Origin of the sequence: Comamonas sp. E6, from assembly GCF_001010305.1 — a bacterium.
Taxonomy (GTDB): domain Bacteria; phylum Pseudomonadota; class Gammaproteobacteria; order Burkholderiales; family Burkholderiaceae_C; genus Comamonas; species Comamonas thiooxydans.
The window spans coordinates 1-23,554 of sequence record NZ_BBXH01000033.1; the positions used below are offsets into that span (position 1 = coordinate 1).

The following is a 23,554-nucleotide window of genomic DNA, read 5'->3' on the forward strand; positions in this document are numbered from 1 at the left end:
GATCAATCGGTATTCTTGATATTGCTTGCGCAGTAGTGGACATGGAAAGGATGAGCATGCAGCTGCAGGACATGTTGTATTCACAAGGCTTTGGCATTCGCCGTGTCTGCTCCGGCTTGGTGCAGCAAGGCTGGGTGGAACTGTGGAACCCGCAGACTTCTGACTGGGAGAAGGTCCTGGATTCCACCCAGCAGGTGGATCCCGAAGGTCTGCGCTTCAAGGTGCAAGGCGTGGAGTGGGAGTATCACGAGCTGGGTTATGTGCTGCTGAACAAGCCTGCTGGCACCGAATGCTCGCAAAAGCCATCGGCCTATCCCAGCATCTACACCTTGCTGCCAGCTCCGCTGCGTCAACGACCCAACAAAGGGGCGGTGCAAGGTGTTCAGGCGGTGGGGCGCCTGGATCAGGATACGACGGGCATGCTGCTGCTCAGCGACGATGGCCAGTTCATCCACCGCATGTCGTCGCCCAAAAAGCATGTCTCCAAGGTTTATCGGGTGACTTGCAAGCATCCAGTGGATGCCAAGCAGATACAGCGGCTGCTGGATGGTGTCGTGCTCGATGATGATCCCAAGTCCGTCAAGGCAGCGGCCTGCGAGCAGGTGGATAGCCATGTGCTGGATCTGACGCTGACCGAGGGCAAGTATCACCAGGTCAAGCGCATGATTGCGGCCGTGAGCAACCGGGTCGAAGGTCTGCATCGCAGAAGAATCGGCGGCATGGAGTTGCCCGCAGAGCTGGAGCCTGGCCAATGGCGCTGGCTTACGGCGGATGAGCTGGAATTGTTCAAGCCGGGCAAGTAAGACAGAGAACCATAAAAAGCCTGCTGGCTTGCGCCAGCAGGCTTTTTGATTGGGGACACGGTAAATCAGTGTCTCTGCGCAGGGAGCATGGACGTCTGCTGGAGCTTGCCCGAGGCTTGCAGCGCAGCGCCGGGCAGGAATTCGATGCCGGTGCGGCGCACCAGCTCCGTGTAGCTGATGGGCTCGGTGACACGGGCCGCATCATCATTGGCCTGCCAGTGCGCCCAGGCACGCTGGCTCTGAGCGTCATAAACCAGCTTGTAGAGAAAGCTGGGCACACGCACCTGGTTGTGGCCGACGGAGGCTGCATTGGTATCAAAGACCGGGCCGGTGATGATGTAGACATCGCCCTGAGCCCGTTGCGCATAGCTGCGTGTGTCTTTTTCGATGCGGGCCCAGGGGCCGCCGTTCTGCTTGATGGACTGGGGCACCATATTGGCCAGCGAGAAGCTCTGGGCCATAGCCTGTGCGGTCGGCATGTCGCCAGCGGGAGCCATGTGGCCGCGTGAGTAGCCGGAACGCTTGTAGTCGTCCAGCTCGGCGCGTTCATCACGAGGCAGGCGGGCATCGCTGTAGAACTTGTTGGTGCGCTTTTCGTCGGCATCGGCGACCAGGGCCTTGTTCAGGCGTTGAGCGACGAAGACGGGCGTCTTGCTCTGGCCGCTGTGCAGCACGGCAAACGCGTCATAGCACAGCGCACGCAGCTTGGGCTGATCGCTGAGCACGGGGGCCTTGCCATTGGCAAAGAACTGCGGGCATTGCTCAAAGCCCTGGGTGCTGCGCGTGGGATTGCTGACCTGGATGAGCGATGCGGGGCTGACCGCTGCCGAGGGCGCAGGCATCCGGGCGGAGCAGGCCACACTGCCGATGGCCAGCATTGCGATGCCGGCATGGCGCAGCCATAGTGGGGAGCGTGAGGAGAAAGAGGAGAGCGGTGCTGAAAAAGCGGAAGACATGCGCGAAGAAGGCCGAGGGAGATGAAAAGAGTGCCAGCAGCCCAGGCGCAAGAGCGAGTCTGGCCGTCATCGAGGAGGAGTGATTGCTACTTGAATAAGAGCTGCTTGCGCAAGCTTTGAAAGCTTTTCAAGGTGAAAGTTTCCTGAAAAGCTTTGTAATAAAGCGCTAAATGCTCATATTTTATGAGGGGTGGACTTTGCCACAGTCCTGTCCCTGCTTACGTCGCCAAGCTTCGGATCCCTGAGGGCGTTCCATGCATGAGCAGGATCTGCAGCGCGGCTTGGGTTTGCAGATGCAACTGTTTGAGCGCCTCGTCTTTCTGGGGCGGCAAAATGTACTGGCCCTGTGCGTTCCTGGCATAGGGCTTGCCCAGAATGTCGGCCATGTCGATCTGGTAGTAGCTGCGGTCGCCATACGGCCGCTTGCCGTCGATATAGGGCAAGGGCCAGATCGCCTGGCCGTCTTCCTCCTCGGCCAAGACATAAGGCAGGTCATCGGTACCGACTTCTCGCCACAGGGCGGCATGCAGCAGCGTCAGGTGTTCGGGACGAAAGTCGAAGCTGCTGTCTGGCGCCTGACCTGAGAAGTCGGGCGGCAAGGCATAGCGACCGGGCGCCAAGGTGGCGGTGGCCACAAACTGCGGCAGCCAAAGGCAGACCTCGGCCAGGAGCCTGGTGGCCAGAGCAGGATCGTGATTGCGCAGCACCTGCTGGGCCGTGTCGAGGGTGGACAGATCGCCGCCCAAGGGCTGCACGGGATCGAAGCCGGGTGCCCCAGACTCTACGGGCATCCACTGCACCCGCAGCAGGCGCATCAGCTGCAGATGCTGGGCGCTCAGCGGCGGCAGCGCCTGGCTGAAGACCATCTGGATCACGGCTCGACGTTCGGTACTGCCCTGACGCTTGCGCAGCCACGACCAGCTCAAGGCGCCGGTTGCCGCAACTGCCACGGTGGAGAGTGCGGAGATCAGCAGCCTGCGCTTCATGGGCGAAGGTTTTCAGTCATCGATGGAAGCGCTCCAGCGGTCGCCCCAGCCGCTGTTGTGCTGCACGCGGTCGATTTCGCGGCGGTCGCGCTTGGTGGGGCGGCCGGTGTGCTGGGCCGCCAGTGCTTCGGCGGGCTCAGGTGCCAGACGGCGCTGCTCGGCCAGCTGTTCGCGCTGGGCAATGCTTTGCGCCGTTTCCTCGTATAGCTGTTGGGCCACGGGTGCCGGGCCGCGCATGCCGCTCAGCCCGCGCACTATGACTTCCCTGGGAATATTGCCCTGGCGCAGGTGGATGTGGTCGCCCGGGCGGATTTCACGCGAGGCCTTGGCATTGGCGTTGTTGACCGTGACCCGGCCCTTGCCAATCTCCTCCACAGCCAGGCTGCGGGTCTTGTAGAACCGCGCGCACCACAGCCATTTGTCCAGACGCATGGATTCAGTTTCACTCATATCGGTATTTTGCGGCGTGAAGGGATGGCGATTCAAGTCAGAGCAGTATCCATGTCCTGGGCATCGCCATTGTGCAGGGGCAGCTGAATCAGCGCCTGCAGGCCACGCACGCGGCCGAGTCCGTCGTGCAGGTTGCGCAGCTCGATCTGGCCGCCCAGGGTCTGCACGATCTCCTGGCAGATGGCCAGGCCCAGGCCCGAGCCGCTGCGCGTGTTGCCCGCCGAAAAGGGCTGGAACAGTCGCTGGGCCAGTTCATCGTCGATGCCGCTGCCGCTGTCTTCGATACTCAGCTGCGCCATGCCGTCGTGCGCGCGCACATCGATCTGCAGACTTCCGTGCCTGGGGGTGTGGCGTATGGCGTTGTGCAGCAGGTTGCGGGTCAACTCGCGCAGCATCCATTCATGGGCGGCCACGCAGCAGGCCTGGGTTTCGATGCCGAAGTCCATGTCGTGATCGGCAATCAGCGGCGACAGCTCCAGCGCCACGTCGCGCACGATATCGTCGAGCTGGGCGAGCATGGCGCTGCTCTGGTTGCTGTCTTCCTGGCGCAGCTGCTCGACCTTGGCCAGGGCCAGCATCTGATTGGCGACGCGGGTGGCGCGGTCCACCGTGTCGTCAATCTCGGCAAAGGCCTGGGCCGGAGGAATATCGCCGCGCTTGGCTGACTGAACCTGAACCTTGAGCACGGCCAGCGGCGTGCGCAGCTGGTGCGAGGCGTCGCGCACAAAGCGCTTCTGATTGCTCAGCAGGCCTTGCAGGCGCTGCATGGTCTGGTTGGTGGCTTCCAGCAGGGGCTGGACTTCGCGCGGGACCTCGGGCGCAGCGAGCGGACTCAGATCCCCCTGGGCACGGCCCTGCAGATCCTGGCTGAGCTGGCGTATGGGCTGGGTGGCGCGCTGCACCACGATGATCACGATCAGGGCGACGACCAGCACCAGCAAGGCTTGACGAATCAAGGTGTCACGCAGAATCTGCAAGGCCAGGGATTCGCGCAGTTCCAGGGTTTCGGCCACCTGGATCACGGCCATGCCGCGTCCGTTGGCACTGGCAACCGGCTGCAGCAGCACGGCCACGCGCACGGGGTGGCCGCGAAACTCGTCGTCGTAGAAGTCCACCAGCGCCGCATAGGGCGGGCGCTGCGGAATCCTGCCGTTCCAGACTGGCAGTTCCTCGAAGCCGGAGATCAACTGTCCGTCCAGCGTGGAGACGCGGTAGAACATGCGGCTCTGGTTGTCAGCCTCGAAAATTTCCAGTGCCGAATAGGGAACAATGGCGCGCAACTGTGCCTGATCGTCGTATCCCGTGACGCCAATTTGCTCGCTGATGCTTTTGGCCGAGGCCAGCAGGGTTCTGTCGTAAGCCGTATGCAGCGATGCCAGGGTTTGCTGATAGAGGCTCCAGGCGTTGAGGGCAATCAGCGCCAGCACAGGCAGCAAGATGCCGGTGAGCAGCAGGCGCCGCAGCGACCAGGCCGTCTTGAGCCGCGCTTTGGCACCAGCAGCTGTCATGCGGCCGCCTCGGCCTTGACCAGATAGCCCAGTCCGCGCAGCGTGACCAGTTGCACGCCGGTGCCGCCCAGCTTTTTGCGCAGCCGGTAGGCCACGACTTCCACGGCCTCGTATTGCACATCGACCTCGCCGGGGAAGACCAGACTGAACAGCCGCTCCTTGGTGACCGCATGGCCGGGGCGGGCCAGCAGCGCATGCATCATGGACAGCTCGCGCGGGGTCAGCTCCAGGACCTTGTCGTCGAGATAAATGGCGCCGCTTTCCTTTTCATAGCGCAATGCGCCCAGGGTGATAACTTCAGAGGCCGATCTGGGTGTGAAGCTATCCTGGCTGCGGCGCAGCAGGGCGCGCAGGCGTGCTTCCAGTTCGTCGAGGTCAAAGGGCTTGGCCAGATAGTCGTCGGCACCGGCGTTCAGCCCCATGACGCGGTCGCCCACGGTGCCACGTGCCGTCAGTATCAGCACCGGTGTGCGCAGGCCCAGGGCCCGGGCGCGCTCCAGCACCTGCAGGCCGTCGAGGCCGGGCAGGCTCAGGTCTAGCACCACGGCATCGGGTTCGCGGGTCTGCCAGTGAGCAAGTGCACTGGGGCCGTCGGCCGCCACATCCACATGCAGCCCGCGGCGCATCAGGGTGCGCTGCAGCGTGGTGCGCATGGCGGAATCATCTTCAACAAGCAGTAATTGCATGGAGCCGAACATAGCACTGCGCTGCGAATGCGAAGACAAGTCGTGAAACTACCGGGCTTGCTTAGGGGATAGCCCTAGGTGATTGGACAGCCGTTTGACAGGCAGGCTGTCCATGATTGCATTCACCAACTACATAAGGAGTACATCATGCGTCGTGATACGTTTCTGAAGTCTCTGGCAGCCTTGGCGGCGGCCGGTGCTTTGCCCCTGTCGGCCCAGGCAGCGGCAGCCATCAAGATGATGCTGCCCGCCAACCCTGGTGGCGGCTGGGACACGACAGGCCGTGCCCTGGGCAAGGCCTTGCAGGACGCAGGTGTGGCTTCTTCCGTCACTTATGACAACAAGGGCGGCGCTGCCGGCGCCATCGGTCTGGCCCAGTTCGTCAACGGCAGCAAGGGCGATCCCAATGCCATGATGGTCATGGGCGCCGTGATGCTGGGCGGCATCATTACCGGCAAGCCTCCCGTCAACCTGAGCCAGGCCACGCCTCTGGCGCGCCTGACCAGCGAGTACAACGTGTTTGTGCTGCCCGCCAATTCGCCCTACAAGAATATGGCGGAAGTGGTGGCCCAGCTCAAGAAGGACCCTGGATCCATCAAGTGGGGCGGTGGCTCGCGTGGCTCCACCGAACATATTGCTGCGGCCATGATCGCCCGTGAAGTGGGTGTGGACCCAGCCAAGATCAACTACGTGGCTTTCCGTGGGGGCGGCGAGGCCATCTCCGCCATTCTGGGCGGCAACGTCACCGTGGGCGGCAGCGGCTTCAGCGAGTTTGCGGAATACATCGCAACCGGCAAGATGAAGCCCATCGGCGTGACTTCGGCTCAACGCCTCAAGGGTGCGGCCTCCAGCATTCCCACGCTCAAGGAGCAGGGCATCAATGTGGAAATCGGCAACTGGCGCGGTGTGTATGGCGCGCCCGGCATTTCCAAGGCCCAGCGCGACGAACTGGTCGCCCAGATCGAAAAAGCCACCAAGAGCAAGGCCTGGGCCGAAGCGCTGCAGAAGAACGACTGGACACCTGCCTGGCTGGGCGGCGATGCCTTTGGCAAGTTCGTGGATGACGAGTTCGCCAGCCTGCGCGCCACCATGGCCAAGTCCGGCATGATCTGATGATCATCAGGCCGCTGCGTTCTGCAGCGGCCTCTGGCGCGTGAACACGCTCCAGGGACATGGTACAGGGCTGGCGACTTCAGCCCTGATCGCGTTGTGTCCTGCTGTTTTCCCCGCACTGATTGATGGCCTGCCCCTGACGGCGCAAGCCAGGGTTTGTGCAACCCCATGATGCCGTGAGAGCTACTGGCAAGTTTGCTCTGACGGGTTCCGAAAACCATTGAAATCAAACACATTCATCATGTCTGATTCATTCCAAGATCTGGCCCGGGCAGCGGAGGCCGCACAGGTTTCGGCCTATGCAGACCCCGATCAGCCGCAAAGCCCCAATGTACCGTCCAAAAGAGCGCAAACCATTGTCGGTTCGGGCGTGCTGCTGGTCGCTGTCGGCCTGGCTGTCGGCGCACTGCAGATTCCTTCCGATTCGGGATATGGCGGCGTCGGCCCCAACTTTCTGCCCTGGCTGTGCGCCATCGTGCTGGCCGTTTGCGGTGCGCTGTTGATCTGGGAAGCTCGGAGCGGCGGCTTTCGCCATGCGGCGGATCCTGGCGGCCATGCCAAGGCCGATATATTGTCTTTTGTCTGGGTTTCTGCAGGTCTGCTGATCAATGCGGCTTTGATTGGAACCGTCGGCTTTATCTTCAGCTGCACGATTTGCTATGTCTTGGCCGTGCAGGGCCTGCGCCGCGCCGCGCATCAGCCTCAGGCCTCTGAAATCGGCACCTGGGTGAAGGATGTGATCACTGGCTTGCTGATTTCAGCGCCCGTTTTCTGGATGTTTACTCAGTTCCTGGCAATCAATCTGCCTGGCTTGACTCAGACGGGGTGGCTGTAATGGATATCTTCAATGCTTTGATGGCAGGCTTTGCCACCGCCATCACGCCCGCCAATCTGTTGTGGGCCCTGGTGGGCTGTGCCCTGGGTACGGCTGTGGGCGTGCTGCCCGGTATCGGCCCGGCCGTGGCAGTGGCCATGCTGCTGCCCATCACCGCCAAGGTGGATGTGACGGCATCCATGATCTTTTTTGCCGGCATCTACTACGGTGCCATGTATGGCGGCTCGACCACCTCGATTCTGTTGAACACGCCCGGCGAAACGGCGTCCATGGTCACGGCCATGGAGGGCAACAAGATGGCCAAGAGCGGCCGAGCGGGTGCGGCGCTGGCAACCGCCGCCATCGGCTCGTTTGTCGCGGGGACCTTTGCCACCGTGGTGGTGACCATGTTCGCTCCCTATGTCGCCGACTTTGCCGTGAAGCTGGGCCCGCCCGAGTACTTCATGCTGATGGTGCTGGCCTTCACCACCGTGAGCGCCGTGCTGGGCCAAAGCTCGCTGCGCGGCATGACGGCGCTGTTTGTCGGCCTGGCTGCAGGCTGCATCGGCATGGATCAGATCTCCGGTGCCGCGCGCTATACCGGCGGCAAGATGGAACTGCTGGACGGCATCGACATCGTGCTGGTGGCAGTGGGTCTGTTTGCTGTGGCTGAAGTGCTGTATGCCGCCATGTATGAAGGCAAGGTCGAGGAGTCGCAGAACAAGCTGACCCGTGTGCACATGACCAAGCGTGACTGGAAGCGTTCCTGGCCCGCCTGGATGCGCGGCACGCTGCTGGGTACACCGTTTGGCTGCATTCCCGCTGGCGGCACCGAGATCCCGACCTTTCTGAGCTACGCGACCGAGAAGAAGCTGGCCAAGGGCGAAGACAAGGCCGAGTTCGGCGGCAAGGGCGCCATCGAAGGCGTGGCCGGTCCGGAGGCTGCGAACAATGCCACCGTGACCGCAGCCCTGATTCCGCTGCTGACGCTGGGCATTCCTACCAGCAACACCACGGCCGTGCTGCTGGGCGCCTTCCAGAACTACGGTATCAACCCCGGCCCCCAGCTGTTCACCAGCTCGGCGGCCCTGGTCTGGGCGCTGATTGCCTCGCTGTACATCGGCAACGTGATGCTGCTGGTGCTCAACCTGCCCATGGTGGGTCTGTGGGTCAAGCTGCTGAAGATTCCGCGTCCCCAGCTGTATGCCGGCATCTTGATCTTTGCAACGGTCGGTGCCTACGGCATGCGCCAGAGCGCGTTCGATCTGTTCCTGCTCTACGGCATTGGCTTGCTCGGTGTGATCATGCGCCGCTTCGACTTCCCCACCGCTCCCGTGGTGGTGGGCATGATCCTCGGCCCCTTGGCGGAAGCGCAGATGCGCAATGCAGTGTCGATTGGCGAAGGCAGCTGGTGGATCTTCCTGCAGCGTCCCATGTCGCTGACGCTGATCATCATCGTGCTGGCCGTACTGATCATTCCCCGTGTGCTCAAGCGCCTGTCGGAGGCCAAGCAGGCCCGGGAGGCAAGCGCCGCCTGAGTCCCGTTTCCTAGCCTGCTGCGGGTGCTGTACGCATGGAGCCCGTTGCATTCATATCCCCTGTTCGGTGAGCTGGACAGGGGATTTTTTTTATGGAGGCCGGCTAAAGCATGCTTTGAATGCGCTAGCTGGAGGTCTGTGCCGATGGTTTTGGGGCAATGTCGCCCTACCATGGCGCAATGATGGAAATGAGCCAACGGCTACCCAACGATTTCGCTTGCGAGCTGCCCGACGATGCCGACGGCATCTATGCATTGGCGGCACGGTCCATGTTTCAGCTGTTCTCGTCAATGAGCCAGGGCATGTTTCTGGTCGACAGAAGCGGGCGCATTGTCTGGGTCAACAAAGGCTACGAGCGTTTTTTGCCACGCCTGGGAGTAGCCGGCGTGGGCGATTTTCTCGGGCATAAGGTGGAGGAGGTCATCCCCAACACGCAGATGCGCAGCGTGCTGGAGACCGGCAAGCCGGTCCTGATCGATCTGCTGACCAATAGCGCCGGAACCTTTGTCGTCAGCCGCCTGCCGCTGCATGACGATGAAGGTGGCGTGATCGGTGCCATCGGCATTGTGCTGTTCGATCAGCCCGAGACGACCTTACAGCCGCTGATCAGCAAGTTTGCGATGCTGCAGCGCGATCTCGATGAAGCGCGGCGCGAGCTGGCTGCCCAGCGCAGCCGCAGCCTGCAGGCGTCCGTACAGGGTTCGCGCCGCAGCAAATACAGCTTTGCCAGCTTTGTGGGCAGCAGCCCGGCTGCGGTCGAGGTCAAGCGCCAGGCGCGACGGGCGGCCCAGTCCATGAGTCCGGTGCTGCTGTTGGGCGAGACCGGTACCGGCAAGGAGGTGCTGGCCCATGCCATCCATGCCGCATCGGCTCGGTCTGCCGGTCCTTTTGTGAGCGTCAATATCGCGGCCATTCCCGAAACGCTGCTGGAGGCTGAATTCTTCGGCGTGGCTCCGGGCGCATTCACCGGAGCCGACCGCAAGACGCGCGATGGCAAGTTCAAGCTCGCCGATGGCGGCACCCTGTTTCTCGACGAAATCGGCGACATGCCCGCCAGTCTGCAGGCCAAGCTGCTGCGGGCCTTGCAGGAGGGAGAGATCGAGCCGCTGGGCTCCAACCAGATCGTGCATTTCGATGTACGCGTGGTGGCCGCCACCTCTCGGGATCTGCTGCAGATGGTGCGCGACGGGCGCTTCCGGGAAGACCTGTTCTACCGGCTGCATGTGCTGCCCGTGCGCGTGCCGCCGCTGCGCGAGCGCAGCAGCGATATCCCAGCCCTGGTGGAAATGCTCTGCGAGGACCTGGCGCTGCGCAACGACATGGTTCCGCCGGAGCTGGGAAAGGGGGCGCTGGAATTGCTGGTCGCACAGGCCTGGCGCGGCAATATTCGCGAGCTGCGCAATGTGCTGGAGCAGGCAGCCATGCGCTGCGATGACTCGCACATTGATGCCGGCCTGCTGGCACAGGTGCTGCGCTCGTCCGGGGTAGAGCTGCAGGTTCCGCATCGGCAGCCCTTGGCGCAGGAACCCGTGGCTGCGGCAGGCGATTTGCTCAAGCCGCTTGCCGAGCAAATGGCCGAGCTCGAAGCCCGTGCGATAAGGGCCGCAATGCAGGCCCATGGAGGCAACAAGCTGGCCGTCGCAAGGACGCTCGGCATATCGCGCGCCAAGCTCTACGACCGGCTCGAGAAGCTGAATTTCTGAGCCATGCTAGGGATTGCCCTTGGTGGGTAGGACTTGGTTTGTTTTTATAGTTATAAAAAATATCTAATTTGAGTCCGGAGACAGCATGGCATTGGTACAAGGGCAGGAGTTGTGGAGGCCCACGCAGCAGCAGCAGGAGCAAAGCGGCCTGTGGCATTACATGGACTGGCTGCGCGACAGCCGTGGCCATGACTTCTCCGACTATGAAGCGCTGTGGCAATGGTCGGCGACGGATATCGAAGGCTTTTGGCGCTCCGTCTGGGACTATTTCGACATTCAGGCCGATGGTGACCCGACGCAGGTGCTGGCCGGCCGCAAGATGCCGGGTACCGAGTGGTTTCCCGAAACCCGGCTCAACTATGCCGAACACATCTTCCGCCAGGCCAGCGACCAGCGTCCGGCCATCATTGCGCGCTGCGAGGGCCAGACCCCAGTCGAAGTCTCCTGGCAGCAGCTGCAGCGCGATGTGGGCGCCCTGGCGGCAAGCCTGCGCGGTCTGGGCATAGTGCGTGGCGATCGCGTGGTGGCCTATCTGCCCAATGTGCCGCAGACTGTGGTGGCGTTTCTGGCCTGTGCCAGCATCGGCGCCATCTGGTCCAGTTGCGCGCCGGAGATGGGCGTATCCGTGGTGCTGGACCGCTTCCAGCAGATCGCACCCAAGCTGATCTTTGCGACCGACAGCTATAGCTATGCCGGCAGGCAGTTCGATCGCCGTGAAGTGCTGGACGAGGTGCTCCAGGGTCTACCCGAAATCGCCCAGGTGATCCATGTTCCTGGCCCCTTGTTCGGCAGCGATGCCGAACACGCGGCCGTGCCCTGGCGTGACTGCATGAGTTGGGCCGATGCGACGTGCCATGCAGCGCCGCTGCAGTTCGAGCGCCTGCCGTTCTCCCATCCGCTGTGGGTGGTGTACTCGTCGGGAACCACCGGCCTGCCCAAGGCCATGGTGCACAGTCATGGCGGCATCGTGCTCACCCATCTCAAAACCAATCGCCTGCAGCACGACGTGTTGCCCGGCGATCGTTTCATGTTCCTGGGAAGCACGGGCTGGATTGTCTGGAACCTGATGATAGGCAGCCTGCTGGCCGGCGCGACCGTGGTCCTGTCCGACGGCAACCCAACGGCGCCGAGCGACGATGCGCTCTGGGACTTCATCGACCAATACCAGGTCAGCATCTTCGGTTGCGGTGCGGCCTTCCTCACCAAGAGCATGAAGGATGGCATCTCGCCGAAGAAGAGGCGCCAGTTCGAGAAGCTGCGTGCCATCAACTCCACGGGCTCGCCGCTGCCTCTCGATGCCTATGCCTGGGTCTACGAGAACGTCAAAAGAGATCTGTGGCTGGCCTCGATCAGCGGGGGCACTGATATCGCCTCGGGCTTTGTGGCCTGCGCGCCCATACTGCCCGTCAACGCGGGCGAGATTCAGTGCCGCGAACTGGGCGTGGCCGCCCATGCCTTCAACGAACAGGGCCAGAAGGTGATCGCCGAAGTCGGCGAACTGGTGATTACCGAGCCCATGCCCTCCATGCCCGTGTTCTTCTGGAACGACGAGAGCGGGGCGCGCTACCACGACAGCTATTTCGACGTGTTTGCCGGCTGCTGGCGCCATGGTGACTGGATCGAGTTCAGCGAGCGCGGCACGGCCGTGATCTACGGACGCTCGGACAGCACCATCAACCGCTTCGGCATACGCATGGGCACGGCGGAGATCTACCGTGTCGTCGAGGAGCTCGAAGCCGTCAAGGACAGCCTGGTGGTCGACCTCGAATATCTGGGTCGACCTTCCTTCATGCCGCTGTTCGTGACGCTGGCCGAAGGCCAGGCATTGACGGGCGAGCTGACCGCCCAGATCAAGAACGCCATCAAGACCAAGGCTTCGGCACGTCATGTGCCCAATGTGGTGGTTCAGGTGGCTGAGATTCCGCGCACCCTCACCGGCAAGAAGATGGAGGTGCCGGTGCGCAAGCTGCTGCTGGGCGCGGACGCGGCCAAGGTGGCCAGCCCCGATGCCATGGCCAATCCATCCAGCATTGATTTCTTCATTCAATTTCGAGAGCAGGTACCGCAGGCGTGACAGGCGCTTGAGGCTGATTTGACTCAATACCCAAAGCAGACCCACCCATGAACCATCAAGATCTGATCGCCATCGATTTCCACACCCATGCGGAAGTCAGCTGCCGCAATCCCTTTGACAGCTACGGCGAGGAGTACGACCGCGCGGCCGACAAATACTTCGGCAGCTCATTGCGCCCGACGATCGCCGAAACCATTGCCTATTACCGCGAGCGCAAGATCGGTCTGGTGATGTTCACGGTGGACAGTGAGGCGCAATTGGGTCGCCGCCGCATCCCCAACGAAGAGATCGCCGATGCCGCGCGCGAGAACAGCGACATGATGGTGGCGTTCGCCAGCATCGACCCGCACAAGGGCAAGATGGGCGCGCGCGAGGCCGAGCGCCTGATCACCGAATGCGGCGTCAAGGGCTTCAAGTTCCATCCCACGGTGCAGGGCTTCCATCCCTATGACCGCATGGCCTGGCCCATCTACGAGGTCATCAACCACTACAAGCTGCCCGCCATCTTCCACACCGGCCACAGCGGCATCGGCAGCGGCATGAAGTGCGGCGGCGGTCTGCGCCTGGCCTACAGCAACCCCATGCTGCTGGACGACGTGGCTGTGGACTTCGGCGATATGCAGATCGTCATGGCCCATCCCAGCTTTCCCTGGCAGGACGAGGCGATCTCGGTGGCGCTGCACAAGCCCAATGTCTGGATCGATCTTTCGGGCTGGAGTCCCAAGTATTTCCCCAAGCAGCTGGTGCAGTACGCCAACACCCTGCTCAAGGACCGTGTGCTGTTCGGCAGCGACTTCCCGCTGATCACGCCCGAGCGCTGGATGAAGGACTTCGAGGTCGCCGGCTTCAAGCCCGAGGTCATGCCCGGCATTCTCAAGGACAACGCCGTGCGGCTGCTGGAGCTGGACGGAAAACGCGATGCCGCATGAAAGCCACAAGGATCACCCCGGTGATCCTTTTTTCATGGCGGATTGAGCAAAGCCAGAGACGAGCCCTAAGGCGGTTGTTGATTTGTATTGAAATCAGTCACTGTCTGAATTAAAGACATTTATTGCCTGATTTTCAGGCGATATAGAGCTGCGTATAGCGGCTCCTCAGAGGAAAACCAGACTGGCACGAAGACTGCTGTCTGCACACCATAGAAAGACAAGCGGACACACCGCATCCATCCTCAAGGAGACAACACATGCACAAGCGCAGCCTGCTGCAGGCGGCCGTTCTGGCGGCCATGGTGGTTCATGTTCCCGGCGCCCTGGCGCAATCCGAAATCCGCATTGCCCATGTCTACAGCAAGACCGGGCCGCTTGAGGCCTACGGCAAGCAGACGCAGGCCGGGCTGCTGATGGGGCTTGAATATGCCACGGGCGGCAGCATGACGGTGGCAGGCAAGAAGCTGGTGCTTATCGAAAAGGATGACCAGGGCAAGCCCGATCTGGGCAAGAGCCTGCTGGCCGCAGCCTATTCGGACGACAAGGCAGATCTGGCTGTCGGCCCCAGCGCGTCGGGCGTGGCGCTGGCCATGCTGCCCGTGGCCGAGGAGTACAAGAAGATCCTGATCGTCGAGCCCGCCGTGGCCGATTCCATCACCGGCGACAAGTGGAACAAGTACATCTTCCGCACGGGCCGCAACTCCAGCCAGGACGCGATCAGCAATGCCGTGGCCATCGACAGGCCCGGCGTGACGATTGCGACGCTGGCCCAGGACAATGCCTTCGGTCGCGATGGCGTCAAGGCCTTCAAGGAAGCGGTCAAAAAAGGCAAGCTGGTGCATGAGGAGTACCTGCCCGCCGCCACCACCGATTTCACGGCCGGGGCCCAGCGCCTGATCGACAGGCTCAAGGATGTTCCGGGCAGGAAGGTGATCTGGATTGTCTGGGCCGGTGCCGGCAACCCCTTCAAGATCGTCGACATGGACCTCAAGCGCTTCGGCATCGAGATCGCCACGGGCGGCAACATACTGCCCGCCATGGCGGCCTACAAGAATCTGCCGGGCATGGAGGGCGCCACCTACTATTACTTCGGCATTCCCAAGAACCCGGTGAACGAAGCCATGGTCTCCATGAGTTACAAGCAGTTCAAGGCTCCGCCGGACTTCTTCACGGCGGGCGGTTTCTCGGCCGCCATGGCCATCGTCACGGCACTCAAGAAGACAGGCGGCGACACCAAGACCAACACCTTGATCAAGGCCATGGAAGGTATGAGCTTCGATACACCCAAGGGCGTCATGACCTTCCGCAAGGAAGATCACCAGGCCATGCAGAGCATGTACCACTTCAGGATCAAGAACGATCCGGCCATGGCCTGGGGCGTGCCCGAGCTGGTGCGCGAGATCAAGCCTGAAGAAATGAACGTTCCCGTCCGGAACGGACGGTAACCACCCCCTGAGTTACTTCGCCTAGGCGGCCCCGCGCCTTCCCCTAACCGGGCGTCCCCTCTCTCATCGGGAGGGGAACGACGCCATCGTCGTGAGGCGGCTCTTGCTCGGCGTCTCTGACTTGGTCAGCGTGCGGGCAAGGTTCAGTTCACTTTTTGATAGCTGCATGCGCTTGTGTGTAAGGCGCTAGGGGCTGTATTTGCCTATTTCTCATGCTGACCACTGACAAGCTCACCGTCCGCTTTGGCGGCCATGTTGCGGTCAACGGCGTGACCTGCTCCTTCGAGCCGGGCACGCTGACGGCCATCGTCGGCCCCAATGGCGCGGGCAAGACCACTTACTTCAATCTGATCTCGGGGCAGTTGCGGGCCACGGAGGGCAGGGTGTCGTTGCAGGGGCGCGACCTTACGGGCCTGCCGCCTTCGGCGCGCACGCGTGCCGGCCTGGGGCGGGCCTTTCAGCTCACGAATCTGTTCCCGGCCCTGTCGGTGCTGGAGAACGTGCGCCTGGCCGTGCAGGCCACGCGCCAGGGCGCGCACCGGCGCGGCATGAATCTCTGGAGCATCTGGAGCGACCACCGCGCATTGCTGGCGCGCGCGCAGCAAATCCTGGAGCAGGTGGCGCTGTGGGCGCGGCGCGATGAGCCGGTTTCGGCCCTGCCGCATGGCGACCAGCGCAAGCTTGAGGTGGCGCTGCTCATGGCGCTGGAGCCGAAGGTCTATATGTTCGACGAGCCTACGGCGGGCATGAGCCATGACGAGGCGCCGGTGATTCTGGACCTGATACGCGAACTCAAGAAGGATCGCAGCAAGATCATTTTGCTGGTGGAGCACAAGATGGACGTGGTGCGCGAGCTGGCCGACCGCATCATCGTGCTGACCAATGGCACGCTGGTGGCCGACGGTAAACCGGCCGAAGTCATTGCCTCGCCCGTGGTGCAGCAGGCATACCTGGGGTTGACGCCCCAGGATGCCGTTGGCGGCACTGACGTTCACCCCCATCCCGGTCTTCCCCCGTCAGAGGGAAGAGGAGAACAATCATGAGCGAGATACTGTTGGAGCTCCAGGGCGTGCACACCCATATAGGCGCCTATCACATCCTGCACGGCGTGGATTTGGCTGTGCCGCGCGGCGAGGTCACCATGCTGCTGGGCCGCAATGGCGCGGGCAAGACCACCACGCTGCGCACCATCATGGGCCTGTGGCAGGCCGGTCAGGGCAGCATCCGCTTTGGCCGGCAGGACATCATGCGCCTGGCCACGCCGGCGATTGCCCAGCTCAACATCGCCTATGTGCCTGAGAACATGGGCATTTTTGCCGACCTCACGGTCAAGGAAAACCTGCTGCTGGCTGCACGCTCGGCCTCGCATGCGGCGCGCATGGACCGCTCGCGCCTGGACTGGATCTACGAGCTGTTCCCGGCCGTGCAGAAATTCTGGGACCACCCGGCCGGCAAGCTCAGCGGCGGGCAAAAGCAGATGGTGGCCGTGGCGCGCGCCATCGTCGAGCCGCGCGATCTGCTCATCGTGGATGAACCCAGCAAAGGCCTGGCTCCGGCCATCATCAACAACATGATCGAGGCCTTCGCCCAGCTCAAGGCCAGCGGCGTGAGCATTTTGCTGGTCGAGCAGAACCTTGCCTTCGCCAAGCGCCTGGGCGACGGCGTGGCTGTAATGGACAACGGCCGTGTCGTGCACGCGGGCCGCATGGCCGATCTTGCGGCCGACGAGGAACTGCAGCAGTCGCTGCTGGGGCTGGCGCTATGAAGTCACAAGAGTCAAAGCAAAAAGCAGATCGAGCGCTTGCTGGTCAAGCGCAGGCCGCTATGGATATGAAAGTTCGCGCCGAGGTGAGGACATGATACGCAAGGACCTGGATTACAAGCCGCTGCTGCTGGTGCCGCTGCTGGCGCTTGCTACCTTGCCCCTGGTGGGCTCTCCCAGCACCTGGCTTACGCTGACGGTGGCTGGCCTGGCAATGGGCATGATCATCTTCATCATCGCCTCGGGGCTGACCCTGGTGTTCGGCCTCATGGACGTGCTCAACTTCGGCCATGGCGTGTTCATCGCGCTGGGCGCCTTCGTCGCCACCAGCGTGCTCGGTGCCATGGGCGACTGGACGGGCTCGGCGCAGCTGTGGCGCAACCTGGTGGCCGTGCTGCCGGCCATGGTCGTGGCCATGCTGGTGGCTGGGGCCCTGGGCCTGGCCTTCGAGCGCTTCATCGTGCGGCCCGTCTACGGCCAGCACCTCAAGCAGATTCTCATCACCATGGGCGGCATGATCATCGGCGAGGAGCTGATCAAGGTCATCTGGGGTCCGCAGCAGATTCCGCTGCCGCTGCCCGAAGCCATGAAGGGCGCCTGGCTGCTGGGCGATGCGGCCGTGGAGAAATACCGGGTCTTTGCCGTGCTGGTGGGCGCTGCCGTGTTTGCCGTGCTGGCCTTCATGTTGTCGCGCACCAAGATCGGCCTGCTGATCCGCGCCGGCGTGCAGGACCGCGAGATGGTCGAGTCCCTGGGCTACCGCGTGCGCCGATTGTTCGTGGCCGTGTTCGTCGCGGGCTCGGCCCTGGCCGGCCTGGGCGGCGTGATGTGGGGCCTGTACCAGCAGAACGTGGTGGCCCAGATGGGCGCCCAGGTCAATGTGCTGATCTTCATCGTCATCATCATCGGCGGCCTGGGCAGCACGGGCGGTGCGCTGATCGGTGCGCTGCTTGTGGGACTGATGGCCAACTACGCGGGCTTTCTGGTGCCCAAGGTTGCGCTGTTTTCCAATATCGCGCTCATGGTGGCCGTCCTGCTGTGGCGTCCCCAAGGCATCTATCCGGTCGCCAACAGATGAGATACCCCCTGAGTCGCTTCGCGCCTTCCCCCTGGAAGGGGGACGCCACCCTCGCTGCGGGGCGGCGCGGCCGGCCCAGGCCCTTGCTCGGTGGCAACTGGCTTGGTGCATGCCGGCTGCATACGTGGCGCCATGAAAGTTTGAAAGGCTAGTCTGATGCTCAACCGTTTGCTCTCCGGCGACCTGCCGCGCAGCCGCGTGCTGGCCATGGTGTTGTTGCTGATCTTCGCGGGCTTGGCCCTGGCGCCGTTTCTCTTTCCCGGTGTCAAGGCGCTCAATGTGGCGGCCAAGGTGCTGATCTTCGTGGTGCTGGTGGCAAGCTTTGATCTGCTACTCGGCTATACAGGCATCGTCAGCTTTGCCCACACCATGTTTTTCGGCATAGGCGCTTATGGTGTGGCCATTGCCTCAGGCAGGCTGGGGCCGGGCTGGGGGGCGCTGGCCCTGGGACTGGGGGCGGCGCTGCTGGTGTCGCTGCTCTTGTCCCTGGCCATCGGTCTGTTCTCCCTGCGTGTGCGTGCCATCTTCTTTGCCATGATCACGCTGGCCGTGGCGGCTGCATTTCAGACCCTGGCGTCGCAGCTGTCGGACTGGACGGGAGGCGAGGACGGCCTGACCTTCAAGATGCCCGAATGGCTGTCGCCCAGCTTCGAGCCGTTCGAGAACGAGATCTTCGGCATCCTCATCGACGGCAGGATCATCAGCTACTACCTGCTGTTTGCCGTGGCCGTGGTTCTGGTGCTGATGCTGCTGCGCATCGTCAATTCGCCGTTCGGCCGCGTGCTGCAAGCCATCCGCGAGAACGAATTCCGTGCAGAAGCCATTGGCTACCGCGTGGTGGTCTATCGCACCACCTCCAGCGTGCTGTCGGCCCTGTTCGCCTGCGTGGCTGGCGCCATGCTGGCCGTCTGGCTGCGCTACAACGGGCCCGATACCTCGCTCTCATTCGAGATCATGATGGACTGTCTGCTCATTGTGGTGATCGGCGGCATGGGCACCATCTACGGCGCGGTGATCGGCTCCGTGGTATTCCTGATCGCCCAGAGCTATCTGCAGGATCTGCTGCGCATGGCCAGCGAGGCCAGTGCCAGTCTGCCTTGGCTGGCCGCACTGCTGTCGCCCGACCGCTGGCTGCTGTGGTTGGGCCTGCTGTTCGTGCTTTCGGTCTATTACTTCCCCACGGGTGTCGTGGGGAGGCTGCGCGCGGCTGCGGCGCGCAAGCCCTGACATCTTTTACTGGCATCCCTTCTCTGACTGCTTTCACTACGACAGGAGACAAAGCCCATGCAGAAGACCTATGCGATTGCCTTGCCACCCGCGGCCCTTGCGGTGCTGGCGGCCGCCGTGCTGACCGCCTGCGGGGGCGGCGATGGAGGCGAGCTCAATGCCAAACCCGGTTACCTGGGCACGGTGCGGCAGCAGAGCTATGACGGCAGCAGCGATGACCTGCTGACCGCGGGCCTGGGCAAGAGCGGCCTGGCCGTGGCCACGGCGCCGGGCTTTGCCATTGCGCTCCAGCCCACGGCGGCCGAGCTGCGCCGCCTGGCCATCTACACCAATTACCGCGCCATGCTGGACATGATTGCGGCGGGCGGCTACGGCACGCTCTACGGCCCCAATGTGGATGCGCAGGGCCGGGTGACGGCCGGCGAAGGCAGGATTGCCGGCACCGAGTACATCGCGTTCTCGGATGACGGCACGGGCCGCAAGAACGTCACGCTCATGGTGCAGGTGCCGGACAGCTTCGATCCCAGGAAGGCCTGCATCATCACCGCCACGGCTTCGGGCTCGCGCGGCGTGTACGGCGCCATCACCACGGGCGAATGGGGGCTCAAGCGCGGCTGCGCGGTGGCCTATTCCGACAAGGGCACGGGCGCCGCTCCGCACGACCTCATGAACGACACCGTGTCGCTGATCGACGGCACGCGCAGCACGGCTGCCGCAGCGGGCAAGCAGGCTGCATTCAATGCGGGGCTCACGGCTGGCGAACTGGCCGCCTTCAATACTGCCACACCCAACCGCTTTGCCTTCAAGCATGCGCACTCGGGCCAGAACCCAGAGAAGGACTGGGGCCGCACCACGCTGCAGGCCGTGGAGTTCGCCTACTACGTGCTCAACGAGCACTATGGGGACCGCAACATTCTGGGCGAACGCCTGCGGACGCTCAAGCCGAGCAACACCATAGTCATTGCATCAAGCATCTCCAACGGCGGCGGCGCGGCGATTGCCGCCGCCGAGCAGGACTCGCAGGGGCTGATCAACGGCGTAGCCGTGTCCGAGCCTGCGGTGGAGTTGCCCGCCAGCCCCGGCGTGACCGTGCAGCGCGGCGGCACGGCACTGCCCGTGGTGGGCAAGACGCTGGTGGACTTCACGAGCTATGCCAACCTCTATCAATCCTGCGCCTCGCTGGCGGCATCGGTCAGCGGCTCTCCCTATGCGGCTGCGTTTGCTGCGGGCTTTGCCAGCACGGCTCTGCCGATTGCGCCCAACCGCTGCGCGGCACTCAGGACTGCCGGATTGCTGAATGCCACGACCACGGCGGCACAGGCCGAAGAAGCTTTGCAGAAGCTGCGCGACTATGGCTGGGAGCCGGAGTCCAGCGAGCTGCACGCCTCGCTGGCCGCCTTTGAGGTGGCGCCCGCCGTGTCGGTCACTTTTGCCAACTCGTTCTCGCGCGCCAGCGTGAAGGACAACCTCTGCGGCTACAGCTATGCCGGTGCGACGGCTGCGGGCGCAGTGACGCCGTTGGCCCCAGAGGCGCTGGCCAGCATGTTCTCCACGGGCAACGGCGTGCCGCCATCGAGCGGCGTGCAGCTCATCAACAACAAGGGCAAGTTCGGTGCCGCGCGCGACTTCCTCTCCGTCTCGGTGGACTCGGGCCTGGCCGACTGGAACACGCCGGGTGCGCTATGTCTGCGCAATCTCGTCACGGGCAATGATGGCGCCGCCAGGGCGCTGCAGGCCGGTGTCGACGAGACAAGGCGCAACGGCAATCTGCAGGGCAAGCCGGCCATCATCGTCCATGGCCGCGCGGATGCGCTGCTGCCCGTGAACCACACGACGCGGCCCTATGTGGCGCTCAACCGGAAAGTGGAAGGCGCTGCCAGCAAGCTCAGCTATGTGGAGGTCACGAATGCCCAGCACTTCGACAGCTTCATCGGCCTGCCCACCGTGCTGCCGGGGTACGACACGCGTTACATCCCGCTGCATGTCTATCTGAACCGCGCGCTCGATGCCATGTATGACCACCTTGCCAACGGCAAGGCGCTGCCTCCCAGCCAGGTGGTGCGCACCGTGCCGCGTGGTGGCAACCCGGGCCAGGCACCGGCCATACAGCCAGCCAATCTGCCGCTGATTGCCGGCACGCCGGCAGCGGCCGACAGGATAGAGGTCAGTGCCGGAGCCATCCGCGTGCCGGACTGATACGCATGACCGGCCGGTGGCTACGGCTGCCGGCTGACTACCGAAGTTGATAGCTGATAGCGCTTATCACATATGCGCTGGAGGCCTTTTTGATGCTGAAACCTGCCATGCCCAACAACTGCGCTTCTGCGGCCATCGTGCCGGCATCCCGCTATGCGAACTGCGCTGGCTACGAGATTCATTACCTTGACTGGCAGCCGCAAGGCCCGACCAAGGCTACGGTGATCGCCTGGCATGGCCTGGCACGCACGGGCCGCGACATGGATGCACTGGCGCAGTTTCTTGCGGCGCAAGGCTATCGCGTCATCTGCCCGGATACGCTGGGCCGCGGCCTGAGCCAATGGAGCCGCAACCCGCGCGAGGAGTATCAGCTGCGCTTCTATGCCAGGCTGGCACGCGAGCTGATGGATGCGCTGGCGCTGCAGCAGGTGCACTGGGTGGGCACCAGCATGGGCGGAGCGATAGGCACGGTCTGTGCATCCGGCCTGTTCGAGCCGGATCTCAGGCGGCGCATTCTCACACTCACGCTCAACGACAACGCGCCCGAACTGGCGGAGGCTGCGCTGGCCCGCATCAAGAGCTACGCGGGCCGGCCGCCGGTGTTCGACACCGTCGCCGAGCTGGAAGGCTTTTTTCGCGCGGCCTACAAGCCCTATGGCTGGCTCAGCGATTTCGAGTGGCGCAAGCTGACCGAGACCAGCACGCGTCGTTGCGATGACGGCCGCGTCACCCCGCATTACGATCCGCGCATGATCGAGCAGTTCACCGAGCATGACAACGACTATCTGCTCTGGGATCACTATGACGTGCTGCAACTGCCCGTGCTGTTGCTGCGCGGCGTGGAGTCCGATCTGGTGCTCAAGCCGGTGGCCGAGCAGATGCTGCAGCGTGGCCCCGGTGCCCGAGGTCTGCTGACCTGGCTGGAAGTGCCGGATTGCGGCCATGCGCCGGCGCTCAATGTGAGCACGCATTTCGAGGCCGTTCTGTCCCATCTGCACTAGGCTTGACGCGCAAAACCTCGCAGCCCCGGGGATGTTCGCGTCTCGCTAGCATCGGTGGCTAACCCTGGTCGGGGTAAGGAGCGTGGGTCATGGGTTTTGTCGTGGATCTGATTCGGGAATACGGCTTCGGCATTGTCTTTCTCAATGTGCTGATAGAGCAGCTGGGCGCGCCCATCCCGGCCTATCCGGTGCTGGTGGTGACCGGAGCGCTGGAGGGGGGCAGCCTGGCACGTCTGGGCTGGCTCACTGTGATTGCAGTGGCTGCAGCGCTGATAGCCGATGTGCTCTGGTACCACGCTGGCAGGGCCTATGGGCACAGGGTGCTGGGACGTATCTGCCGCATTTCGCTCTCGCCCGATGCCTGCATACGCCAGACCGAGTCGGTTTATGGGCGTTGGGGCGCTAAGTCCCTGCTGGTGGCCAAGTTCGTGCCGGGCTTTGCCTCCATTGCCAGTGCGCTGGCCGGTGTGGTGGGCACGCCGCTGCGCACCTTTGTGTTGTTCGATACGCTGGGGGCCCTGATCTGGGTGGGCTCGGCGGTGTTTCTGGGCTCGCTGTTCAGTTCCACGGTGCAGGATCTGCTCGATGTGCTGACGGCGCTGGGCAAATGGGGGCTGCTGCTGCTGTGCGTGGCGTTCGCGGTCTTCGTGGCGCGCAAATGGTGGCAGAGGCAGCGCGTGGTGCGCTCGCTGAAGATGCCGCGCATGTCGGTCGAGGAACTGGCGGGGCTCAACGCCCAGGGCATCACGCCGACGGTGATCGATGTGCGCGAACCCCTGCTCTTCGGCCAGGGTCATATTCCCGGGGCCAGCTCCTGGCTGGAGCATCAGGGCAAGGGCAAGGCGGCCTACGAACATTTGCTGCCGCGTGAGCGGCATGAGCATGGCCTGGTTGTGTACTGCGACTGTCCCGACGAGATCTCCGCCGCGCGCGTGGCGAGGCAATTGCAGCGTGCGGGATTTCACAACGTCCGGCCATTGTCCGGTGGCCTGACGGCCTGGGAGGCAGCGGGCTTTGAGCTGGAAAAGCCCCGGGCCTGAGCAGGCCCCAAAGAAAACGCCCTGACCGTAGGGCAGGGCGTCGGGGCAGGGACTGTGGCGCTTATTTTCCGGCAGGCATGGAGCAATGTCCGCCCTGTGCTGCCTGGCCGGAGCCTGCTGCAATCAGCGGCGCTTCAAAGCGCAGGTCGATGGCCGGCGATGTATGAAAGTCCCAGGCCAGAAAGACGAGCAGCAGAGCCCAGAATACGGTGCGCAAGGTGCTTGGTGAGGTCATGGTTGTTCCT

The 23,554-nt window shown here is 63.2% G+C and carries 21 protein-coding genes; 15 read left to right on the forward strand and 6 right to left on the reverse strand.

All coding sequences use genetic code 11. From position 1 onward, the window contains the following. The first annotated feature begins 56 nt into the window (after positions 1–56). Positions 57–803: a 16S rRNA pseudouridine(516) synthase gene (locus CSE6_RS23285; RefSeq protein ID WP_059441622.1), complete on the forward strand. Its 747-nt coding sequence runs from the start codon at positions 57–59 to the stop codon at positions 801–803. 65 nt (positions 804–868) lie between these two features. Here CSE6_RS23285 and CSE6_RS23290 read toward each other — a convergent pair whose 3' ends face one another. The 5 genes from CSE6_RS23290 to CSE6_RS23315 all read right to left on the reverse strand — a co-directional run bounded on the left by CSE6_RS23290 (position 869) and on the right by CSE6_RS23315 (position 5,401). Further along, positions 869–1,681, reverse strand: a complete 813-nt coding sequence (locus CSE6_RS23290; protein ID WP_034357928.1) for a DNA/RNA non-specific endonuclease — start codon at positions 1,679–1,681, stop codon at positions 869–871. Between the two features lie 296 nt (positions 1,682–1,977). Further along, positions 1,978–2,745: a hypothetical protein gene (locus CSE6_RS23300; RefSeq protein ID WP_034378257.1), complete on the reverse strand. Its 768-nt coding sequence runs from the start codon at positions 2,743–2,745 to the stop codon at positions 1,978–1,980. A 12-nt stretch (positions 2,746–2,757) separates the two neighbouring features. Continuing rightward, positions 2,758–3,195 carry an RNA-binding S4 domain-containing protein gene (locus CSE6_RS23305; RefSeq protein WP_034357932.1) on the reverse strand — a complete coding sequence of 146 codons (438 nt, stop codon included), beginning with the start codon at positions 3,193–3,195 and terminating at the stop codon, positions 2,758–2,760. Between the two features lie 32 nt (positions 3,196–3,227). Further along, complete coding sequence (locus CSE6_RS23310) at positions 3,228–4,703, reverse strand: sensor histidine kinase (protein WP_059441603.1); 1,476 nt, start codon at positions 4,701–4,703, stop codon at positions 3,228–3,230. Beyond that, the gene (locus CSE6_RS23315) at positions 4,700–5,401 is read right to left on the reverse strand and encodes a response regulator (protein ID WP_034357937.1); all 702 of its coding nucleotides are present in this window, start codon (positions 5,399–5,401) and stop codon (positions 4,700–4,702) included. The genes CSE6_RS23310 and CSE6_RS23315 overlap by 4 nt, the downstream gene beginning before the upstream one ends. Positions 5,402–5,536: 135 nt before the next feature. Between CSE6_RS23315 and CSE6_RS23320 the strand changes: the two genes are divergently transcribed. The 14 genes from CSE6_RS23320 (at position 5,537) to CSE6_RS23385 (ending at position 23,309) form a co-directional block, all read left to right on the forward strand. After that, entirely contained in the window at positions 5,537–6,502 is a 966-nt protein-coding gene (locus tag CSE6_RS23320) for a tripartite tricarboxylate transporter substrate binding protein (RefSeq protein WP_034357938.1), read from the forward strand. Between the two features lie 241 nt (positions 6,503–6,743). Continuing rightward, positions 6,744–7,337: a tripartite tricarboxylate transporter TctB family protein gene (locus CSE6_RS23325; protein WP_059441604.1), complete on the forward strand. Its 594-nt coding sequence runs from the start codon at positions 6,744–6,746 to the stop codon at positions 7,335–7,337. Continuing rightward, positions 7,337–8,854: a tripartite tricarboxylate transporter permease gene (locus CSE6_RS23330; RefSeq protein WP_034392732.1), complete on the forward strand. Its 1,518-nt coding sequence runs from the start codon at positions 7,337–7,339 to the stop codon at positions 8,852–8,854. The genes CSE6_RS23325 and CSE6_RS23330 overlap by 1 nt, the downstream gene beginning before the upstream one ends. Before the next feature lie 188 nt (positions 8,855–9,042). After that, the gene (locus CSE6_RS23335) at positions 9,043–10,557 is read left to right on the forward strand and encodes a sigma-54-dependent Fis family transcriptional regulator (protein WP_046462610.1); all 1,515 of its coding nucleotides are present in this window, start codon (positions 9,043–9,045) and stop codon (positions 10,555–10,557) included. Positions 10,558–10,642: 85 nt separating this feature from the next. Further along, a complete protein-coding gene (locus CSE6_RS23340) occupies positions 10,643–12,631 on the forward strand; it encodes an acetoacetate--CoA ligase (protein ID WP_059441605.1) in 1,989 nt (662 codons plus the stop codon). 47 nt (positions 12,632–12,678) lie between these two features. Beyond that, complete coding sequence (locus CSE6_RS23345; RefSeq protein ID WP_012837423.1) at positions 12,679–13,560, forward strand: 4-hydroxyphenyl-beta-ketoacyl-CoA hydrolase; 882 nt, start codon at positions 12,679–12,681, stop codon at positions 13,558–13,560. Positions 13,561–13,817: 257 nt separating this feature from the next. Continuing rightward, positions 13,818–15,005, forward strand: a complete 1,188-nt coding sequence (locus tag CSE6_RS23350; RefSeq protein WP_059441606.1) for a substrate-binding domain-containing protein — start codon at positions 13,818–13,820, stop codon at positions 15,003–15,005. Positions 15,006–15,217: 212 nt separating this feature from the next. After that, positions 15,218–16,048, forward strand: a complete 831-nt coding sequence (locus CSE6_RS23355; protein WP_059441607.1) for an ABC transporter ATP-binding protein — start codon at positions 15,218–15,220, stop codon at positions 16,046–16,048. Continuing rightward, positions 16,045–16,770, forward strand: coding sequence for an ABC transporter ATP-binding protein (locus tag CSE6_RS23360; protein ID WP_059441608.1), 726 nt, complete (start codon positions 16,045–16,047; stop codon positions 16,768–16,770). The genes CSE6_RS23355 and CSE6_RS23360 overlap by 4 nt, the downstream gene beginning before the upstream one ends. Before the next feature lie 91 nt (positions 16,771–16,861). Then, positions 16,862–17,845, forward strand: a complete 984-nt coding sequence (locus CSE6_RS23365; protein WP_034357952.1) for a branched-chain amino acid ABC transporter permease — start codon at positions 16,862–16,864, stop codon at positions 17,843–17,845. A 156-nt stretch (positions 17,846–18,001) separates the two neighbouring features. Then, entirely contained in the window at positions 18,002–19,072 is a 1,071-nt protein-coding gene (locus CSE6_RS23370) for a branched-chain amino acid ABC transporter permease (RefSeq protein ID WP_059441609.1), read from the forward strand. Positions 19,073–19,129: 57 nt separating this feature from the next. Continuing rightward, on the forward strand, positions 19,130–21,268 hold the full coding sequence (locus CSE6_RS23375) for a D-(-)-3-hydroxybutyrate oligomer hydrolase (RefSeq protein ID WP_059441610.1): 2,139 nt from the start codon (positions 19,130–19,132) through the stop codon (positions 21,266–21,268). Between the two features lie 92 nt (positions 21,269–21,360). Beyond that, positions 21,361–22,269 (forward strand): alpha/beta fold hydrolase, encoded by a 909-nt coding sequence (locus CSE6_RS23380; protein ID WP_059441611.1) that lies wholly within the window; start codon positions 21,361–21,363, stop codon positions 22,267–22,269. Positions 22,270–22,358: 89 nt separating this feature from the next. Beyond that, positions 22,359–23,309, forward strand: coding sequence for a VTT domain-containing protein (locus CSE6_RS23385; protein WP_003068843.1), 951 nt, complete (start codon positions 22,359–22,361; stop codon positions 23,307–23,309). A gap of 61 nt (positions 23,310–23,370) precedes the next feature. On the opposite strand, the gene CSE6_RS26250 is transcribed toward CSE6_RS23385, so the two are convergent. Continuing rightward, positions 23,371–23,544 (reverse strand): hypothetical protein, encoded by a 174-nt coding sequence (locus tag CSE6_RS26250; RefSeq protein ID WP_012837430.1) that lies wholly within the window; start codon positions 23,542–23,544, stop codon positions 23,371–23,373. Positions 23,545–23,554 lie beyond the last annotated feature (10 nt).

Excerpts from the sequence above, each read along its gene's own strand:
- CSE6_RS23285 (WP_059441622.1), top strand. The coding sequence starts at position 57 with ATGCAGCTGCAGGACATGTTGTATTCACAAGGCTTTGGCATTCGCCGT.
- CSE6_RS23290 (WP_034357928.1), bottom strand. The coding sequence starts at position 1,681 with ATGCTGGCCATCGGCAGTGTGGCCTGCTCCGCCCGGATGCCTGCGCCC.
- CSE6_RS23300 (WP_034378257.1), bottom strand. The coding sequence starts at position 2,745 with ATGAAGCGCAGGCTGCTGATCTCCGCACTCTCCACCGTGGCAGTTGCG.
- CSE6_RS23305 (WP_034357932.1), bottom strand. The coding sequence starts at position 3,195 with ATGAGTGAAACTGAATCCATGCGTCTGGACAAATGGCTGTGGTGCGCG.
- CSE6_RS23310 (WP_059441603.1), bottom strand. The coding sequence starts at position 4,703 with ATGACAGCTGCTGGTGCCAAAGCGCGGCTCAAGACGGCCTGGTCGCTG.
- CSE6_RS23315 (WP_034357937.1), bottom strand. The coding sequence starts at position 5,401 with ATGTTCGGCTCCATGCAATTACTGCTTGTTGAAGATGATTCCGCCATG.
- CSE6_RS23320 (WP_034357938.1), top strand. The coding sequence starts at position 5,537 with ATGCGTCGTGATACGTTTCTGAAGTCTCTGGCAGCCTTGGCGGCGGCC.
- CSE6_RS23325 (WP_059441604.1), top strand. The coding sequence starts at position 6,744 with ATGTCTGATTCATTCCAAGATCTGGCCCGGGCAGCGGAGGCCGCACAG.
- CSE6_RS23330 (WP_034392732.1), top strand. The coding sequence starts at position 7,337 with ATGGATATCTTCAATGCTTTGATGGCAGGCTTTGCCACCGCCATCACG.
- CSE6_RS23335 (WP_046462610.1), top strand. The coding sequence starts at position 9,043 with ATGAGCCAACGGCTACCCAACGATTTCGCTTGCGAGCTGCCCGACGAT.
- CSE6_RS23340 (WP_059441605.1), top strand. The coding sequence starts at position 10,643 with ATGGCATTGGTACAAGGGCAGGAGTTGTGGAGGCCCACGCAGCAGCAG.
- CSE6_RS23345 (WP_012837423.1), top strand. The coding sequence starts at position 12,679 with ATGAACCATCAAGATCTGATCGCCATCGATTTCCACACCCATGCGGAA.
- CSE6_RS23350 (WP_059441606.1), top strand. The coding sequence starts at position 13,818 with ATGCACAAGCGCAGCCTGCTGCAGGCGGCCGTTCTGGCGGCCATGGTG.
- CSE6_RS23355 (WP_059441607.1), top strand. The coding sequence starts at position 15,218 with ATGCTGACCACTGACAAGCTCACCGTCCGCTTTGGCGGCCATGTTGCG.
- CSE6_RS23360 (WP_059441608.1), top strand. The coding sequence starts at position 16,045 with ATGAGCGAGATACTGTTGGAGCTCCAGGGCGTGCACACCCATATAGGC.
- CSE6_RS23365 (WP_034357952.1), top strand. The coding sequence starts at position 16,862 with ATGATACGCAAGGACCTGGATTACAAGCCGCTGCTGCTGGTGCCGCTG.
- CSE6_RS23370 (WP_059441609.1), top strand. The coding sequence starts at position 18,002 with ATGCTCAACCGTTTGCTCTCCGGCGACCTGCCGCGCAGCCGCGTGCTG.
- CSE6_RS23375 (WP_059441610.1), top strand. The coding sequence starts at position 19,130 with ATGCAGAAGACCTATGCGATTGCCTTGCCACCCGCGGCCCTTGCGGTG.
- CSE6_RS23380 (WP_059441611.1), top strand. The coding sequence starts at position 21,361 with ATGCTGAAACCTGCCATGCCCAACAACTGCGCTTCTGCGGCCATCGTG.
- CSE6_RS23385 (WP_003068843.1), top strand. The coding sequence starts at position 22,359 with ATGGGTTTTGTCGTGGATCTGATTCGGGAATACGGCTTCGGCATTGTC.
- CSE6_RS26250 (WP_012837430.1), bottom strand. The coding sequence starts at position 23,544 with ATGACCTCACCAAGCACCTTGCGCACCGTATTCTGGGCTCTGCTGCTC.